The organism is Puia sp., assembly GCF_036500295.1.
GTDB lineage: Bacteria > Bacteroidota > Bacteroidia > Chitinophagales > Chitinophagaceae > Puia.
On the sequence record NZ_DASYCH010000029.1, the window covers coordinates 1 to 17074 of the forward strand.

The 17074-nt window shown below is 53.6% G+C and carries 17 protein-coding genes; 7 read left to right on the top strand and 10 right to left on the bottom strand.

What is annotated here, in order from left to right:
- Window positions 1-440: 440 nt before the first annotated feature.
- The 6 genes from VGM48_RS06375 to VGM48_RS06400 form a co-directional block, all read right to left on the bottom strand.
- Window positions 441-1043: a hypothetical protein gene (locus VGM48_RS06375; RefSeq protein WP_331577195.1), complete on the bottom strand. Its 603-nt coding sequence runs from the start codon at window positions 1041-1043 to the stop codon at window positions 441-443.
- Between the two features lie 60 nt (window positions 1044-1103).
- Entirely contained in the window at window positions 1104-1691 is a 588-nt protein-coding gene (locus VGM48_RS06380) for a hypothetical protein (RefSeq protein ID WP_331577197.1), read from the bottom strand.
- A 52-nt stretch (window positions 1692-1743) separates the two neighbouring features.
- Window positions 1744-2787, bottom strand: coding sequence for an agmatinase family protein (locus tag VGM48_RS06385; protein ID WP_331577199.1), 1044 nt, complete (start codon window positions 2785-2787; stop codon window positions 1744-1746).
- Window positions 2788-2974: 187 nt separating this feature from the next.
- Complete coding sequence (locus VGM48_RS06390; protein ID WP_331577201.1) at window positions 2975-3727, bottom strand: LytTR family DNA-binding domain-containing protein; 753 nt, start codon at window positions 3725-3727, stop codon at window positions 2975-2977.
- Between the two features lies 1 nt (window position 3728).
- On the bottom strand, window positions 3729-5363 hold the full coding sequence (locus tag VGM48_RS06395; RefSeq protein ID WP_331577203.1) for a sensor histidine kinase: 1635 nt from the start codon (window positions 5361-5363) through the stop codon (window positions 3729-3731).
- Window positions 5363-6301 carry a transglutaminase domain-containing protein gene (locus VGM48_RS06400; RefSeq protein WP_331577205.1) on the bottom strand — a complete coding sequence of 313 codons (939 nt, stop codon included), beginning with the start codon at window positions 6299-6301 and terminating at the stop codon, window positions 5363-5365. Before VGM48_RS06400 ends, VGM48_RS06395 begins: the two co-directional genes overlap by 1 nt.
- 109 nt (window positions 6302-6410) lie before the next feature.
- On the opposite strand from VGM48_RS06400, the gene VGM48_RS06405 reads away from it, so the two are divergent.
- The 5 genes from VGM48_RS06405 to VGM48_RS06425 all read left to right on the top strand — a co-directional run bounded on the left by VGM48_RS06405 (window position 6411) and on the right by VGM48_RS06425 (window position 11887).
- Window positions 6411-7001: a TetR/AcrR family transcriptional regulator gene (locus VGM48_RS06405; protein WP_331577207.1), complete on the top strand. Its 591-nt coding sequence runs from the start codon at window positions 6411-6413 to the stop codon at window positions 6999-7001.
- An 11-nt stretch (window positions 7002-7012) separates the two neighbouring features.
- Entirely contained in the window at window positions 7013-8257 is a 1245-nt protein-coding gene (fabF, locus tag VGM48_RS06410; RefSeq protein ID WP_331577209.1) for a beta-ketoacyl-ACP synthase II, read from the top strand.
- A gap of 36 nt (window positions 8258-8293) precedes the next feature.
- Window positions 8294-8707: a cytochrome c maturation protein CcmE gene (locus VGM48_RS06415; RefSeq protein ID WP_331577211.1), complete on the top strand. Its 414-nt coding sequence runs from the start codon at window positions 8294-8296 to the stop codon at window positions 8705-8707.
- Between the two features lie 10 nt (window positions 8708-8717).
- On the top strand, window positions 8718-11165 hold the full coding sequence (ccsA, locus tag VGM48_RS06420) for a cytochrome c biogenesis protein CcsA (RefSeq protein ID WP_331577213.1): 2448 nt from the start codon (window positions 8718-8720) through the stop codon (window positions 11163-11165).
- Window positions 11166-11284: 119 nt separating this feature from the next.
- A complete protein-coding gene (locus tag VGM48_RS06425; protein WP_331577216.1) occupies window positions 11285-11887 on the top strand; it encodes a DUF4294 domain-containing protein in 603 nt (200 codons plus the stop codon).
- 38 nt (window positions 11888-11925) lie between these two features.
- Here the strand turns inward: VGM48_RS06425 and rfaE2 are convergent, their stop codons facing one another.
- From rfaE2 to panC, 4 genes are read right to left on the bottom strand one after another with little or no spacing between them, the layout of a single operon-like run.
- On the bottom strand, window positions 11926-12417 hold the full coding sequence (gene rfaE2, locus VGM48_RS06430) for a D-glycero-beta-D-manno-heptose 1-phosphate adenylyltransferase (RefSeq protein ID WP_331577218.1): 492 nt from the start codon (window positions 12415-12417) through the stop codon (window positions 11926-11928).
- Window positions 12380-13435 (bottom strand): lysylphosphatidylglycerol synthase transmembrane domain-containing protein, encoded by a 1056-nt coding sequence (locus tag VGM48_RS06435; protein ID WP_331577220.1) that lies wholly within the window; start codon window positions 13433-13435, stop codon window positions 12380-12382. Before VGM48_RS06435 ends, rfaE2 begins: the two co-directional genes overlap by 38 nt.
- A gap of 12 nt (window positions 13436-13447) precedes the next feature.
- A complete protein-coding gene (panD, locus tag VGM48_RS06440; protein ID WP_331577222.1) occupies window positions 13448-13792 on the bottom strand; it encodes an aspartate 1-decarboxylase in 345 nt (114 codons plus the stop codon).
- A gap of 38 nt (window positions 13793-13830) precedes the next feature.
- Entirely contained in the window at window positions 13831-14688 is an 858-nt protein-coding gene (gene panC, locus VGM48_RS06445) for a pantoate--beta-alanine ligase (RefSeq protein WP_331577224.1), read from the bottom strand.
- Between the two features lie 228 nt (window positions 14689-14916).
- Here panC and VGM48_RS06450 point away from each other — a divergent pair, with 228 nt between their 5' ends.
- Window positions 14917-15729, top strand: a complete 813-nt coding sequence (locus VGM48_RS06450; RefSeq protein ID WP_331577226.1) for a glycogen/starch synthase — start codon at window positions 14917-14919, stop codon at window positions 15727-15729.
- Window positions 15730-15793: 64 nt separating this feature from the next.
- Complete coding sequence (gene metK / locus VGM48_RS06455; RefSeq protein ID WP_331577228.1) at window positions 15794-17047, top strand: methionine adenosyltransferase; 1254 nt, start codon at window positions 15794-15796, stop codon at window positions 17045-17047.
- Window positions 17048-17074: the final 27 nt, after the last annotated feature.

The following is a 17074-nucleotide window of genomic DNA, read 5'->3' on the forward strand; positions in this document are numbered from 1 at the left end:
GCACGGGCAAGGCATCCCACCCGCTGCGGCCGGTGACATAGAGCGAAGTATCTTCAAAGATGTTCCCCTTTCCGTCGGAATAGAGGATAAACGGTGATTCCGAAAGCATCCGCAAATATACGAAAACAAGGCTGAGCACAGCGAAGCCGCCTGAAGGGCCATCACAGGCCCCGCCAGATGCCGCAGGCATCGGTACGCAAAATGCGGAGACCAGCACCTGAACAACCATGCAGCTGCCGTTGCGCTCCGTTCAGCTGTCACCCCCGCATCAGCAGTCGCCACCTCCCGCAATCCCCGCCAACCCTCATCCTTCGCGCTCCCGCCAGATGTCCCGCATCCCCCGTCTGCCCGCATCCCCCGTCTACCCGCACCCCCTGTCTGCCCGCACCCATATCTGCCCGCACCCCCTTCGCCTGGCCTCCCCAAACCGCGCGCCCCGCCTACACCTGCCCGAGGTAATGCCTGCAAAACGCCTTGATATGCTCCAACTGCTCATAATCGAGATTCCGCCGCAGGTCGAACCGCAGATCTTCCTGCTCCGAAGTGGCGATATCGATCCGGTCATAAGTAAAATCCACCCCGTTGATATGGGTCCAGTAGAGGAAACGGCTTTCCGGCAGGCTGGGAATCGTAATGCCGGTATGATGAAAAGAAAGCATCTCCGTATTCCGGAGCGCCCGCTCGCAATAAAACAGATAACTATAACCGATAGCCAGCAGAAAGTGGACGATGCCGGTGATCTCATTGCCCTCGAGGATCATCAGCACCCCGATACAAAAGAAGAAGATGACCTCCACACTTCGAAAGAACAGGTTGACGCGGGGTAGCTGCTGCAACAGATCACGCCCCGCGATCACCAGCAGGAAAATATCCAGCGAGATCAGCAACAGACACCAGAAATAAAGGGTATGAGTATTCTCACTCCGGAAATGACTGACGGCATGAGCCAGTAAAAGAACGCCCGCAAGACTATGCAGCCACACACCATTTCGCTTCAGCTTTTCAAAAGCCGGGGACACGACAGGGAGGGAAATTGAATCCATAAGCACAGTTTTGGGTAGGATGCGGCCGCCGCGATTTTCCACAAGGAAAATCGGGCATTTTTATGCCGTGGCGGCGGCTGCCGCCGCCAGGCGGCCGCGGCAATACACGTTAAACTCCTCCTCATCTGCATCATCCTCTTCATCATCCTCCGTAACCTCCTTCTGTATCAATCGATTACTCTTAAAATCCAGCGTCAGCAACCCATCCTTCAGGATGATATTATTGAAAACCTTCCACTCAAACTCCTGCCGCATAAGCGTATTGATCACCACCCGGTCATTATCAAACCCGATCTCCAGCGGCCGCTTGGTCTGATACTCCAGAAAAGTAAGCACCAGGAAAAGCCCACCCACCCAGGGCGCCGGGGTAAAGAACATCCACCCCATCGCCGCCAGCAACAACAGATAGCGGTAGCGAACTTTGTCATGTCGCATCCGCATCCGCCGCCCGGATAACCAGACGATACCCAGACCGATGAGCAGAAGCAGGCCGATACCCAGGATCACATAGAGCTCCGACCGGCTGCCGGCGGAATGCAAACCGATATACCCCAGGCAAATTGCCGAAAAGAAGCAAAGAAATATACTGAGAAGATCGATGGCGCGCTGGCCCGTTTTCTTAAGAATGACAACGTATTGATATTTCATGCCGTGGAGATATGCGCGAACCGCAGCCTGCGGTTCCTTAGGAAATACTCGCTTAGGAATTACTCGCCACCAGCAAATTACTCAATTTCCATAAGACCCGGGCGCCGACATTGGAATCCCATTCGGTATCCCCCACGCCGATCTCCACCAGGTCGAACCCAAGAAACCGGCGACCGCTTTGGATGATCTTGCGGATCAGATAGAAAACCTGTTCCGTCTCGAAACCGCCGGGTACGGGAGTACCCGTGCTGGGACAAAGCTTGGGATCGAGCCCGTCGATGTCCAGGCTGAGATAGACCTTATCCGGCAGGTGGCTGACGATCTCGTCGGCGATCTGCTTCCAGGTCTGGCCCTCGAAAGCCCTTTCTTTTATTTCTTTATCAAAGTAAGTGATCACCTGGTAGTTGCTGTTCTGGATATACTGCCACTCGTCGAGCGAATAATCCCGAACCCCTACCTGGACCAGTCTTTTTAGTTGAGGTATTTCCTGCAACGCATTGTACATCACGCTTGCGTGAGAATATGTAAAGTCTTCGTAACACTTGCGGAGATCGCAGTGCGCATCGATCTGGAGGATACCGAAGTCGCCGTGTTTTTCGGCGATGGCCTTGTAATAGCCGAGCGGCGTGCTGTGATCGCCGCCGAGCAGTCCGACCAGTTTATCCTGCGCGAGCAGTGCCTTGGTCTGGTCGTAGACCCACTTGTTGAGGTGAGCGCTGCCCTCGTTGATCTCCCGGAGGGACTTGCACATGAAGCTGTTCTTCTCGACGGCCTCGTCCTTAGAGGTAAAGTTGATATACAGCTCGGCTTCTTTGCGGAGGTAGTCGCTCTTCATGAGCACCTTCTTATCGGGCTGCCGCATATACAGACCCTGTCGCCAGGCGTCGTCGGTCTCGCCATCGAAAAGATCTACCTGCATGCTTGCGTGGAAAACATGTTCGCAGGCACGTGATGTCCCCGCGCCATAGCTTACCGTCACCTCCCAGGGAACGGGGACAATGACCAGTCGGGCATCGTCTTCTGAGAAAGGTAAGCCAAAGATGTTGTTCTTAGGGTTGCTCGGGCCGTTCGAATCAAAATGCGATAAATCTGTCATGGCGGTGTAGTCGAAAAATGCACAAAGTCCATCAGTGTCGAAAAACGTCCGTCGACCATCAATGTCGAAAAACGTTCGTCGACCATCAATGTCGAAAAACGTTGCGCAAGGTACATTAGTATAGAGATATAGCAAAAAAAGGGGATAAAATTAACGTTGTAACGCCGAAACCGCAGGCAGCGCAGTCTCAGAAACCCAACGCCTGCAGCACCGCTTCCTTTTTGCTCCGGGAAACCGGGACCGTGTCGCCGTTGTCGAGAAGCAGATAGCCGCCATCCTCGCGGACCCAACTGCGGACATGGCGTTTGTTGATCAGATGGGATTGGTGACAACGGATAAAGCCATACTCTTTAAGCATCGGCTCATACTCGTATATCGGCTTGGAAACCAGTAGTTTCTCGCCGTTATCAAGAAAGAAATAACAATAGTTGTTGTCCGATTCGCAGCGGATGATCTGCCGGGTATAAAGGAAGCGGGTTTCCTTCAGCGTGCTGAGGGCGATGCGGTGCTCCTCTTTAAACGATTGCCGTTCCAGCAACTGAAGAAGGTTTTCGAGTTGAGCATTCTTATGTTTTTCACCCTGCCGGAGTATGGCCTTGCCGACAGCCTCCTGAAGTTCCTGGGGATTGATGGGTTTCAACAGATAATCGACGGCGGCAAATTTAACCGCCTGGATACCGTATTGCTCATAGGCGGTTACAAAGATCAGCTGGAAGTCATGCCGGGGTAATTGTTGCAGCAGTTGGAAGCCATTCTCACCGGGCATCTGAATATCGAGAAAGACAAGCTCCGGTTGTTGGGTGGTGACCAACTGTCGCCCGTCAACGGCATTCATCGCGGTGCCGATAATGTTCACCTCCGGGCAATATTGCTGTAGTAACCTGCTGAGATTATCAAGGTTGTTTGCTTCATCGTCTATTAAGATCGCGGTCATGCTCATGCTAGGTCCACCAGTTTGAGAAGTGCAGTCGGATCGTGGTGCCGGCATCCGGCTGCGAAAGGATAGTCATCGTGATCGGCTGACGCAGGGACAGCTGGTTGAGCAGGCGGATCCGCTCCGCGGTGAGCCGGAGCCCATAGCCTGTCGTCTCGCTTGTTGTATCCCAACCCTTGCCGTTGTCTGCCACCTCCGCAATGAAATTACCATTTTCCCGGGAGAAATGCACCCGGATAAAGCCCGCTGCCTGCCGGCTGGCGACGCCATGCTTCACGGCGTTCTCGACGATCGGCTGAAGAAGAAAAGCCGGGATTCCCGTCGTCACGGCGGACAGATCGGCATCGGTGATGATCTCATACCGGAAGCCAAAACGCAGCTGTTCCAATTGTAAGTAGGTATCGAGAATGCGGATCTCCTGTGGCAATTCAACGGCATCCTGGTCGCTCAGGGCCAGACTATCCCGCAGGAGGTTGCCGAAGTCCGCGAGATAGCGGTTTGCGGCGTCGAGCTCCTTCCGGTTGACAAGACCCTGGATGGAACTAAGCGCATTGAAGATGAAATGCGGGTTCAGCTGCGACCGGATATAACCCAGCTCGAGATCCAGTTTTTGGCGGGCGGCTTTCTCACGTCGCGCCCGGCGCCGCTGGCGAAGAAGAATAAAAAGCAGGATGACGGCAACAGCGGCGGATCCCTGGAGCGCCCCGAGGAAAAGCCGAAAGCTCTTGGTCTCATACCAGGCCGGATCGATCCGAAATGAAAAATCGCTGACATTGTGCCGCTGGGCACGCAGCCGGACCTGCAGTTTGTATTCACCCGGCGGGAGGTCCTGCAGGAAGAGGATGTTATTGTCAAAATTGTTTTGCCTCCAGGCGGTCGTTACCGCGCCATCCTGCACCAATTGGTATTCAATGGCCTGCCGCTGATAGACCTCGGCAGCAACGAAAAAAAGCAGCGAATTCTCATTGCGCCGGAGTTCGAGATTTCCGGCAAGGAGCCGTTTTAACCGGCTGTTCGAGACCGGATCGGGTTTCCAGTTCCAGTCCTCGCGCTTGCTGGCGACGAAGCTTTGGAGGTCTCCGGCCGTATAGATCCCGGAAAGGGTAGGGCGGGCGCTGCGCCAGTAAACAACGGCGGTGGATTCGATGGTCTTTGTTGCTTTTTCCCGGATATCGACCAGCAGCGAGTGGCCCCAGGTGGCGGCATAGCCACCCAGAAAGCCGTACCCTGGTTTAAACTCGTTCAGTTCTTTGCCGGAGTCGACAAATTGAGTGATCGGACTCCAGGGCTGGAGAACATACTTGCCGTCGACGATGACGCGAAATTCATAGCGATCGGCATTTTCCCGATGGATGCCCGGGGCAAGAAAGTAGACCTTCCCCGAATCGATGGTATTCGACTCGCCGATATAGCGCGGTCGTCTTTCGTCCGGGGCGTAAAAGCTGTCTGCCAGATGGAGCTGGTCGGGTTTCGCGGAGAAATAGGTCGCCCCGCCATAAATGCCGTTATAGGGGATAGCCGTGACCAGCACCGGGTGCGATCCTTCCTTCCCATTACCCTGAAAAGAGGTGGAATAATTTGGCCAGTCGATCTGGGCATGGGCGGCCACGGGCAGCAGCAGGAGCAACAGGAGTTTTTTCATTACTGAGGCTTAGCCCAAAAGAGCGCTGGGTTGTTGGTGTTATAGGTGATGCTATGGCCATCCTTTCCCCAGTCGGTGTCCAGCTTGTCGGGTTGATGCCGGATGAGGCGTTGGCGCACCTCCTCGATCCCCAGCAGTTCCCCTTTTTCATTCATCACATAGGCATCATTGGTGGGGTCGATCCAGATCCATTTTTTCAGTGATGGAATATAGACTATATTGATGACGTGGCAATCGGGATCGACGCCGAGACTGTCCTTTGGCATGCAGGTAACATAGCGCGAACGATAACCAAGGGCAAGGTAGCATTCATTCAGGGCGATGGCCAGTCCCCGGCAGTTAAGCCCGCGGTGGTCTCGTTTGCAAACGGCCACCAGGCTCATGGCGTTGCGGACGGCCGGATTCGCGTTATTGCCGTCGTGCGGGATGAGGTCATGCATCCAGTGCAGCAGCCGGATCACCTGGTTGACATCGCTGCCGCCGCCCGCGATAGAGTCGAGATGAAGACCGCTGCGCAGGGCGAGAAGGTTGGAGTCGTTGGCGGGCTCGTATCGAAAGGCCGGTAAAGGCCGGCGATCGGCCAGGTCATAACTGGCGGCTCTTTGCAAGATATAAGGATAGTCGCCGACGGCGCGTAGCGGGGCGATGAGTGTGTGGAAGCGGGAAAGGTTGCGCAGTTCGGCAAGATCGGGGTCTTTTATAATATGCGTATAATTGATGAAGCCGGCACGAATGGACCTTTCCAGGTAATCGAAGGCCTGTTTGGACTGGTATCCGGGGATGTCGCGCTGTTCGTAGGCCTTGATCATCCGGCCATGCTGAGTGTTGGCGAAGGCCGCAAAGTCATTGGTTGCGTGCGCGGCCGCGGCCGCGGGCACCTGAGCCCGAGCCTGGCCCAGCAGCGCCATAAGGAGAAGAAGTAGGGTGTGCTTTTTCATGGATGGAAGGTCCTCCATTTTTGCCGCCACGAATAAGCCGATGTGAATTAGGCCGCTGCGATTGTGAAATTTGCTTACTTATCAATAAGTAAGTACTTTTGGCGGGAATATGAGCGCAACGCGTGAGCATATTATCAGCCTGGCCGATAACCTGATCCGGCAAAAAGGGTTCAACGCCTTTTCCTATTCGGATGTCGCCGCCGTACTGAATATCCGCAACGCAGCGATCCACTATCATTTTCCGGTGAAATCGCTGCTGGGACAGGCGGTCATCTATGAAGAGCTGTTGCGGATGGAGGGATATCGCTACCGGAATGCAGGGTTGTGCGGAGATTTGCAGTTAAGACACCTGGTGGAGACCTTCTACCAAAACTCCCAGCGGGGAGCAGTGTGTCTGATGGGGGCCCTTACCCCGGAATTTGCGACTTTTGACGAGGACATGCAGTCCATGTTGCAGAAGTTGTGCGTCGCCATCCGCGAATGGGCCGCAGATTGCCTGGAGGAGGCCCGGGCATCAGGACAGATGCAATTTGCAGGGGAAGCATTGGACAGGGCGGCATTGCTGGTATCGACACTGCTATCATCGCTGCTGTTATCAAGGATAGAAGGACAGGACCTTTTTCGGCGAATGGTTGACCAAATGCTCGAAGATCTGGGTGCCGGCTGGCGGACCGAAGATCTTCAGGGCATAAAAAACTAGAATTTATGATCATGAAAAGAGTTGTTGTTACCGGTATCGGCGCGATCACCCCTCTGGGAAACGATCCTGTTACTTATTGGCGGCAGATGGTGGCCGGCGTAAGCGGCGCAGGGCCGATAACGCATTTTAATGCCAGCCAGTTCAAGACAAGGTTCGCATGCGAGGTCAGGAATTTCGACCCCTCGGCGTTGCTCGACCGGAGCGAAATGAAGCGGACCGACCTTTTTACGCAGTATGCGCTGGTCGCGGCGGATCAGGCCATCAAAGACTGCGGCATCGACTTCAAAGCAATGGACCCTTTCGACACCGGGGTCATCTGGGGCTCGGGACAGGGCGGCATGCAGACGTTTGAAGAACAGGTGACCGAATATGCGGCCGGAGACGGCACCCCCCGCTTCAGTCCTTTCTTCGTTCCAAAGCTCATCGCAAACATGGCTTCCGGGATGATCTCGATCAAGTATGGCTTCATGGGCATCAATTATACCACGGTCTCGGCCTGCAGCACCTCGAATACCGCCTTTATGGATGCGTTGAACTATATCCGGGTGGGGAAGGCAAAAGTGATCGTGGCGGGTGGCAGCGAGGCGCCGATCACCGCGGCCTCGATCGGTGGGTTTACCTCGATGAAGGCGATGTCGACCCGCAATGACGACCCGCAGCATGCTTCCCGGCCCTTCGACATGGATCGGGACGGCTTCGTGATGGGAGAAGGCGCCGGGGCGCTCGTACTGGAGGAATATGAACATGCAAAGACCCGGGGAGCGCACATCTATGCGGAATTAGCCGGCGCGGCCATGACGGCCGACGCCTATCATATGACGGCGACACACCCGGAGGGCGCCGGAGCTTTTCGGGCAATGCAGGATGCGCTGAAAGACGCAAGTGTCAATAAGGAAGAGGTGGACTATCTGAATGTCCATGCCACTTCGACCCCGGTGGGCGATCTGAGCGAGGTGCAGGCCGTTACCCGGCTTTTCGGACCCGAACCGGCCGGACTGGTCATCAGCGCAACAAAATCGATGACGGGGCATCTGCTGGGCGCCGCCGGTGCCATCGAAGCAATCGCCTGCCTGCTGAGTATCCGGGATGGGGTGATCCCGCCGACGATCAATACCCAACAGCTGGATCCGGCCATTCCGGCAGGATTGGATATCCTGCTCGGCCAGGCAAGACAAAAGCCGGTAAGAGTCGCGATGAGCAATACCTTCGGGTTTGGCGGGCACAACGGGATTGTGGTGTTTAAGAAAATGGAGTAAAAGGAACTGGTTTTTGACCTAACTTTGCCTCCTGTTATGAAGAAACTACATGTCATCATATTGGTCCTGATTGCCGTATCGATCGCCGTGCTGATCAGTTTCACGGGCGATCTGACGACCTTCGAAACGATTGCCTCGGCCCGGCAGAAAAGCGGTAAGACAGTCACGATCATCGCCCATCTCGACAATACCCAACCGATCGAGTACGATCCTGCCAGGGATCCCAATTTTGTCTCCTTTCATATCAGTGATACACTCGGCAACAAGGCCAAAGTCGTCTATCATTTCGAAAAACCCTACGACCTGGAAAAGGCCGAACGGATAACCCTGAAAGGGAAAATGAACGGCGAGGTCTTTGAGATCACGCGCAAGGATGGTATCCTCCTGAAATGTCCTTCCAAGTATAAGGACGATCCCAATTCCGCTCAGAAGGCCCTGAGCCAAAATTAATACCCTGGACATGCAATATCTCGGTGAACATCTTTGGCCCGGCAGGCTTGGCCACTTTTTTGCTATTCTTACTTTCGCAGCTTCTCTCGTCGCACTGATCTCCTTTTTCAAGTCGGCGCAGGCAAAAACTCCCGACGAACAGAATAGCTGGCGCCGTATGGGCCGGGTCGCTTATCGCGTGAATGTGTTCTCGGTGTTTGCTGTCCTGGTGACCATCTTCTATATCGTCTCCAACCGGCTCTTCGAATACAACTTCGCCTGGGAACATTCCAGCAAGGCATTGAAGTTCCAATATGTACTGGCCTGTATCTGGGAGGCGCAGGAGGGCAGCTTCCTGCTTTGGACCATCTGGACCTGCGTCCTCGGATCGATCCTGATGCGAACTGCCGGCAAATGGGAGTCGCCCGTAATGACGGTCATGAGCTTCGCCCAATTTTGTTTGGCCACGATGATCATGGGGATCTATCTTTTTGGCGGCAAGATCGGGCTCAACCCGTTTATCCTCGTCCGGCAAACGGAAATGGGCATGCGGGCGCCGATCTTCAGTCAGCCCAATTACCTAAGCATTCCGCAGATGCAGGATGGCCAGGGACTCAACGCACTGTTGCAGAATTACTGGATGGTTATCCATCCGCCCGTACTCTTTCTCGGGTTTTCCTCCACGGTAGTTCCATTTGCCTTTGCCATCGCCGGTCTTTGGAAGAAGGAATTTGGCACATGGACGCGCGCAGCTCTCCCCTGGACATTGTTCTCGGCCTGTATCCTTGGAACCGGCGTGATGATGGGCGCCGCCTGGGCCTATGAAGCCCTTAGCTTTGGGGGTTACTGGGCCTGGGACCCCGTGGAAAATGCCTCGATGGTCCCCTGGCTGGTCATGGTGGCCGGACTGCATACCCAGGTCATTTATAATGCGACGGGCCACTCCCTGCGCGCGACGTACTTCTTCCTGTTGACGCAGTTCATCCTGGTGCTGTATTCCACCTTCCTTACCAGGAGCGGGATCCTGGGTGATCTTTCGGTGCATGCGTTTGTAGGCGCAGGGATGAATGTTCAGTTGTGCATGTTCCTTGGGGTGTTCCTCGTACCCGCCTATGCCTTGTTCATCGCCCGATACCGGCAGATCCCTCATATTGCCAAGGAAGAAGCGACAGATTCCCGTGAGTTCTGGATGTTCATCGGGTCGTTGGTCCTGTTCCTTTCCGCGGCCTATGTCATCATCTCCACCTCTCTGCCCGTGATCAACCTGGTCAAGGATAAAAAGGTGGCCATCGACGATCAGCCTTTCACGTACAACCGCATCGAGATCTTTATCGCCATCCTGATCGGCATTTTCACGGCCTTCGGCCAATACCTCAAATATAAAGGAACGGGAAAAGGGGTCTTGCTGAAAAAGCTGGGACCGCCGACCGCCATCGCGCTGGCCATTTCGCTGGCAGTGAGTATTTGGGGCGGCATTCACTATGACAAATACGGCGCGGGCTTTCTCGCGGCGATCCATATCGCGCTTTTTGCCTCGATCTATGCAGTGGTGGCCAATTTTGCGTATATCCGTACCGGCTTGAAGTGGAACTGGCGGGCGGCAGGCGGCTCGATCGCCCATATCGGCTTCGGCGTGATGCTGGTGGGAATACTCATCTCTTCAGCCAAGAAGCAGGTGCTTTCCTACAATACCGAAGGGGTTCGTTTTGCCAACGCCGACCCAAAACAGGATCCGCTGGAGAATATCAGCATGGTGAAAGGGGTTCGGATGGACATCAACAAGTACTGGGCAACCTACCTGGGCGACGACTCCCTGGATCAGCGCAGCCAGACCCGGTATTATCATATCCATTTTCAGGACAAGCTCAACAACCATCAATTCGATCTTTATCCCAACCTGATGAAGAACACGAAGGGCATGGAGGGTGGTTCGCCCAACCCGGATAAATATCACTACTGGGATCGGGACATCTTCATGTACATAACTGGATTCTCCCCCCACGACGAACAGAACGATACGGCTCAGTTTAAGCCGCAGGCGTTGAAACTAAAAGATACTGCCTTTTATTCCCGCGGCTATATGATCCTCGATACCGTGATCAAAAATCCCGATAACGGAAAATATCATTTTGGACCCAACGATACGGCACTCATGGCCAAACTGACGGTCGTGACCCGGGATACCATGCGTTATACGGCTACCCCGGTGATCTATATCAAGAACAATCAGCCGCATTTTTTGAACGATACGGTGTTCGCGCAGGACCTGGCACTGCGGTTCAACAAGATCACCGATGATCAGCGGGTGGAGCTGGGAATGAAGGAGTCTACCGATATGGTGCCCTTTATCGCGGCAAAAGTGCTGGAATTCCCTCAAATTAACATTTTGTGGCTCGGCACGATCATCATGATCATTGGCTTCGTAATGAGCCTGTTATGGCGCCGTCGTCAGGCAAGGGTCAAAATGGAGGTGAAATAAGGGTTACCAGAAGCGGGTAGAAGGTATTAAATAGCGAGGTTTTTTGTTAATTTTAAGAACCGCTCATGCGCTTCCGTGTATACAAATATTCACTGCCGATATCCGTTTTACTATCCCTGATGATAGTGACCCGGGTGTCAGGACAGTCTGCCGACACGAGCGCAATCCCCCCAAATATCCCACAGCCCGAGTATGGGCCCTACGATACCATTATCGTCCCCGGCAAGATATACAATGGCCAGCTTCTTCCAGCCAGTACGTTCGAATACACCTGGGTGCACGCCCCGATGCCGCCTGCGATGCGGAAGCGATTCGAGGAATGGACGCGGTTGCGGAATGCAGTGTATGTCACCTATCCTTATGCCCGCCGGGCGGGAATGATCATGAACGAGATGAATGCAAAGATGGCCTTGCTGAGCACCGAGAAAGAACGGCATCAGTATGTAATGTCCAAGGAGAAGGAATTGAAAAAGCAGTTCACGGAACCTTTGGAACAATTGTCCATCTATCAGGGAAAGATCCTGATGAAGCTGATCAACCGGCAGACAGGGAACAATTGCTACGACATCATCAGGGAATATAAAGGCGGGTTTACCGCCCGTTTCTGGCAGACGGTGGCGTTCTTCTTTAGCAGTAATTTAAAACAACCCTACGATCCCAAAGGGGATGATCAGGCCATCGAATCCATCGTACAGGAGGTGGAACGGATGTACCACTCTTAGTTATCTCGCAGATGAACTACATGCGCGGCAATGGCCGTTCATAGCTGGCAGATCTTATCGATAATGCCTGTTGTCGAGAAACCAGGTACCATCGGGTTGATCACTACACGGCCACCGGAAGCCATTACCTCTTTTGCCCCGACGATCTGCTCCAGCGTATAGTCTCCGCCTTTCACAAGAACATCGGGCATCACGGTGGTGATCAGTTGCAGCGGGGTGTCCTCATCGAAAATAACGACAGCATCCACCATCAGCAGCGAGGCCAGGAGGGTGGCACGCGCATCCTGGCCGTTGATAGGTCGCGACTCACCCTTCAGACGCCGGGTACTCGAGTCGGAGTTGACACCGACGACAAGAATATCTGCTTCGCGGGCGGCATCCGAAAGCGACGCGATATGGCCCTGATGCAGGATATCGAAGCAGCCGTTCGTGAACGAAACGGTCTTGCTCAGCAGCCGCCAGCGGCGAACCTGATGCTCTATGCCGGCGAGATCATATATCTTTTGCGGGATGATTTGCGGGACTTTCATGCTCGATAATTTCGTAATGTGGCTTGGAATTGATGCGTGGCAGAATGATAAAGCTGATGGTGCCAAAGAGCACAAAGCTGATAAATTGGCCAAACCAGAGCAACCAGCCAAGGGCCTGACCAAACGGTAGGGCGGGAACGCCATAAAAGGAGACGGTCTCCTGGACCAGCAGGGCATAGGCGCCGATGCCGCCGGGCGAGACGATCATGCCGACGCTGCCCATGGCGAGGACACTGAGGGCGTCCTGGATGCCGAGATGACGCGTGGCTTCGATGGCGAAAAAGCCGAACCAGGTGCTCAGCAGATAAAGACACCAGATGCCGACCGTATAGACAAAGAACAGCGGTTTGTTCCTTACATCTTTGACAGTGGTCAGCCCATGCAGGATATTGAGAATGATGTTCCGCACCTTTCCGACAATTCCGATATGGCTGAATTTATTGAGAAACCAGCGGCCAAGCAAAAAGAGCATCGCCAGCACGACAACGGCCAGGGTGATCTTTATCCACGACGTCTGTCCCTGGGCGTTGCGGAAGAGGATATCGGCCTTGCCGGCCATCATCGTATGAATGACGTCGTATTGCAGGATAAGGGTTAGGCCGAAAACGGTCAGCAGACAAACGACGTCGAAGGCGCGCTCGGCTACAATGGTTCCCACAAGTTTGTCGGCCGGTACCTTTTCATAACGGGCAAGGATGGTGCATTTGATCACCTCCCCAAGCCGTAACGGCCCCAGGTTGACAAAATAACCGATCATCACACCGAGAAAGCAGTTGATCCGGGACGGCGTAAAGCCAAGCGGCTCGATCAGTTGCCGCCAGCGAAGGGCGCGAAGCCAATGGCTGGCCAGCAGGAAGAGGAGGACGGGAACAAGAAGCCAGTAATTGGCTCTGTCCAGAGCGCCCTTTAACTGCGCCCATTTCTGACTGTCCATGCCCTTTAAGCTCAGCCATATGAAGAATACGGCAATAGCGGAAAAGAAAAGGTATTGCAGGACGGTCAAAAGCTTCTTTTTCATAGCCGCGACAAGTTACAGTTTATTTCCTTCTTTCGGAAAAACGATACGGGGCTTGAACTGTTTCGCTTCCTCGAAGTCCATGTGCGCATAGGAGATGACGATGACTACATCACCCACTGCGCCCTGCCTTGCAGCGGGACCATTCAGACAACAGGTCCCCGATCCGCGTTTGCCTTTTATAAGATAGGTCTCGATCCTTGAGCCGTTGTTGACATTGACGATCTGTACTTTTTCGTTCTCGATCATGTTAGCCGCATCCATGAGGTCTTCATCGAGGGTCAGACTACCCACATAGTTGAGGTTGGCTTCCGTTATGACGGCACGGTGAACTTTTGATTTGAGGATCTCTATATCCATAGGTTCATTTTACAAATGGGGCACGAAAGTATACAATTTTAACGGATGGATGGTTCGGACAGGACCATGTTGTCGATCAGGCGGACGTCCCCCTGGAAGGCAGCGATGAGTGCCACGACGCCGGCGGGAGAGGGGCCGGGGATGGGCTCCAGTGTGAGAGCATCGGCGAGCGAGATATAGTCTACCCGGAACTCCGCCGCTTCGAGGAGGCGAATGGCGTTTTCGATCAGGGTGGGCGGCGGCTGAACCGTGAAGCCGGTCTTCATCGCTGTCAGGGCACGGTAGATCCCGGTTGCGTTTGCACGCTGGGGTGGGGTGAGCCGCCGGTTGCGGCTGCTCATGGCCAGGCCATCGGGCTCGCGCAGGATGGGACACCGGTGAAGGGTGGCGGGCAGACCCATGATACCCAGCAACCGTTGCACGACCATACACTGCTGATAATCCTTACTGCCCATGAAAAGATGGTCGGGACGGACCATTTCCAGCAGGCGTCGCATCACCTGGCAAACCCCCTGGAAGTGACCCGGCCGGTATTTACCCTCGAGAAAGGTCTCAAGGGGACCGAGCTCATAGGTTTCCAGGCTTTTTGTACCATCGGGATACATTTCCGCAACGTCGGGAAGAAAGAGGATGTCGACCCCCGCTTTTTCGAGCATCGGGATATCCTGGTCAAGCGTCACCGGATATTTTTGATAATCGATGGGATCATTGAACTGAGTGGGATTGACAAAAATGCTGCAAACCGTTAAAGCTGTGTTCGCTTTAGATATGGCAATAAGTGATATGTGTCCTTCGTGAAGGGCCCCCATAGTGGGTACGAAGCCGATACTCTGCCCGGCTGATCGCTGTTTTTCGAGCCAGGAGGCCAGATTGGCCGCCTTTTTAAATATGATCATCGTGGGAGGATTTGAGCAAAAATCGGCAAAATAGAATTTTTTGCCCAAATACGGTCACCCTCCACCGGGGGGAAACGGGCCGCATTAAATGCCAAAACCGGCTACAGCACCGATTTTGTAATAAAAACTGTACCTTTGCGAACTATTTTGTTAAGGTCGGGTAAGGTCGGGATTAGGTAGAAGCAGGGTCGGGTTAAGGTTCCTCTCAACAATTATTGACATAAAATAATGGTACAAAAAAAGCGAATTTTATTTATTGCCAACGAAATGTCGCCTTATTTAGAGCTGACGGAGTTCGCGGAAATAGTTAATAAACTGGCAATTAAATCGAATGACAATGGATTTGAGGTGCGTTGTATCATGCCGAGGTTTGGAGTTGTGAACGAGCGGAGACACCGGCTCCATGAAGTGGTCCGCCTTTCTGGGATCAATGTCTCGGTCGATAACGATGATTTCCCGTTGCAGATCAAAGTAGCTTCCTTGCCCAATGCCCGCCTTCAGGTTTATTTTTTGGATAACGAAGACCTTTTCAAACGCAAGTTCATCTTTCATGATGAGAACGATAAGTGGTTTGAAGACAATGGCCTGCGTACCGTATTCTACTGCAAGGGCGCCCTGGAGACCGTAAAGAAGTTTGGCTGGCCTCCGGACGTCATTCATTGCAGCGGCTGGATGACGGGCCTCATCCCCCTTTATCTTAAGACCGTCTACAAGAAGGAACCGGTTTTCGCCCATAGCAAATGCGTCTTTACCATCGGACAACCCACCTTTAAAGAGAAACTGGGCCCCGATTTCCTCAAGGTCGCAAACATCCACACCAATATTAAGGAAAAGGATCTCGAACCTTACAAGGAGGCCAATAACACCGCGCTTTTCCGTGGCGGGGCCACTTATGCCGACGCGATCACCTTCGGCGCCGAAAAGGTCGATAAGAAACTGGTCGAGGAGTTTGGAAAGATGCGCGGCCGTAAAGTTCTCTCCTTTAACGCCGAGTCCGATTTAACAGATTATTTGCAGTTGTACATGGACCTGAGTAAATAACGGATTATCTTTGCGCGACTAACAAAAAATAACTCATTACTATTCATCAAACCTTTTAAAAAAAATGCCTTATTTATTCACTTCTGAGAGCGTTAGTGAAGGACACCCGGATAAAGTGGCCGACCAGATCTCCGATGCCTTGATCGATCATTTCCTGGCCTTTGACCCCCAATCCAAAGTCGCTTGTGAAACGTTGGTAACTACCGGTCAGGTCGTATTGGCCGGAGAAGTAAAATCTAAGGCTTACCTCGACGTACAGGACATCGCCCGCGAAGTCATTCGCCGTATTGGTTATACCAAGAGCGAGTACATGTTCGAAGCCAATTCCTGCGGTATTTTCTCCGCCATCCACGAACAATCCTCCGATATCAACCAGGGCGTCGACAAGAAGAAAAAGGAAGAACAGGGTGCCGGTGATCAGGGGATGATGTTCGGCTATGCCAGCAACGAAACCGACGACTATATGCCGCTGGCCCTCGACCTCGCGCATAAGATCCTGTTGGAACTGGCCGCCCTTCGCCGGGAAGACAAACAGATCAAGTATCTGCGTCCCGATGCCAAGAGCCAGGTCACGCTGGAATATGATGATCACAACAAGCCCGTGCGGATCGATGCGATCGTCGTATCCACCCAGCACGATGACTTTGACACAGAAGCCAAGATGCAGGCGAAGATCAAGAAGGATATCATCGAGATCCTCATCCCCCGCGTAAAGGCAAAATATAAGAAATACGCCAAGCTTTTCAACGACCAGATCAAGTATCATATCAACCCCACCGGAAAGTTCGTCATCGGCGGTCCGCATGGTGACACGGGGCTCACCGGCCGCAAGATCATCGTCGATACCTACGGTGGCAAGGGCGCACACGGCGGCGGCGCATTCAGCGGTAAAGATCCTTCCAAGGTAGACCGCTCCGCGGCTTACGCTACCCGTCATATCGCCAAGAACCTGGTGGCTGCGGGTGTGGCCGACGAGATCCTGGTCCAGGTGTCCTACGCTATCGGCGTGGCACAGCCTACCAGCATCAATGTCAACACCTATGGAACTGCCAAGGTAAAGCTCACCGACGGGCAGATCGCCAAGAAGGTGATGGAGCTGTTCGATATGCGGCCTTACTTTATCGAAACCCGCCTGAAGCTGCGTAACCCCATCTATAGCGAAACGGCCGCCTATGGTCATATGGGCCGTCAGCCGCAGATCGTGGAAAAGACCTTTGCTTCCCCCGGCGGAAAAGAAGTGAAACGCCGGGTCGAACTGTTCACCTGGGAAAAGCTGGACTATGTTTCCAAGGTCAAGAAGGCCTTCGGATTGAAATAAAAAGAATCTTTGATAATGCGAACCTCC

Bases quoted from the DNA above. Each gene is read 5' to 3' on its own strand.
- VGM48_RS06375 (WP_331577195.1), bottom strand. From the start codon at position 1,043: ATGGATTCAATTTCCCTCCCTGTCGTGTCCCCGGCTTTTGAAAAGCTG.
- VGM48_RS06380 (WP_331577197.1), bottom strand. From the start codon at position 1,691: ATGAAATATCAATACGTTGTCATTCTTAAGAAAACGGGCCAGCGCGCC.
- VGM48_RS06385 (WP_331577199.1), bottom strand. From the start codon at position 2,787: ATGACAGATTTATCGCATTTTGATTCGAACGGCCCGAGCAACCCTAAG.
- VGM48_RS06390 (WP_331577201.1), bottom strand. From the start codon at position 3,727: ATGAGCATGACCGCGATCTTAATAGACGATGAAGCAAACAACCTTGAT.
- VGM48_RS06395 (WP_331577203.1), bottom strand. From the start codon at position 5,363: ATGAAAAAACTCCTGTTGCTCCTGCTGCTGCCCGTGGCCGCCCATGCC.
- VGM48_RS06400 (WP_331577205.1), bottom strand. From the start codon at position 6,301: ATGAAAAAGCACACCCTACTTCTTCTCCTTATGGCGCTGCTGGGCCAG.
- VGM48_RS06405 (WP_331577207.1), top strand. From the start codon at position 6,411: ATGAGCGCAACGCGTGAGCATATTATCAGCCTGGCCGATAACCTGATC.
- fabF (WP_331577209.1), top strand. From the start codon at position 7,013: ATGAAAAGAGTTGTTGTTACCGGTATCGGCGCGATCACCCCTCTGGGA.
- VGM48_RS06415 (WP_331577211.1), top strand. From the start codon at position 8,294: ATGAAGAAACTACATGTCATCATATTGGTCCTGATTGCCGTATCGATC.
- ccsA (WP_331577213.1), top strand. From the start codon at position 8,718: ATGCAATATCTCGGTGAACATCTTTGGCCCGGCAGGCTTGGCCACTTT.
- VGM48_RS06425 (WP_331577216.1), top strand. From the start codon at position 11,285: ATGATAGTGACCCGGGTGTCAGGACAGTCTGCCGACACGAGCGCAATC.
- rfaE2 (WP_331577218.1), bottom strand. From the start codon at position 12,417: ATGAAAGTCCCGCAAATCATCCCGCAAAAGATATATGATCTCGCCGGC.
- VGM48_RS06435 (WP_331577220.1), bottom strand. From the start codon at position 13,435: ATGAAAAAGAAGCTTTTGACCGTCCTGCAATACCTTTTCTTTTCCGCT.
- panD (WP_331577222.1), bottom strand. From the start codon at position 13,792: ATGGATATAGAGATCCTCAAATCAAAAGTTCACCGTGCCGTCATAACG.
- panC (WP_331577224.1), bottom strand. From the start codon at position 14,688: ATGATCATATTTAAAAAGGCGGCCAATCTGGCCTCCTGGCTCGAAAAA.
- VGM48_RS06450 (WP_331577226.1), top strand. From the start codon at position 14,917: ATGGTACAAAAAAAGCGAATTTTATTTATTGCCAACGAAATGTCGCCT.
- metK (WP_331577228.1), top strand. From the start codon at position 15,794: ATGCCTTATTTATTCACTTCTGAGAGCGTTAGTGAAGGACACCCGGAT.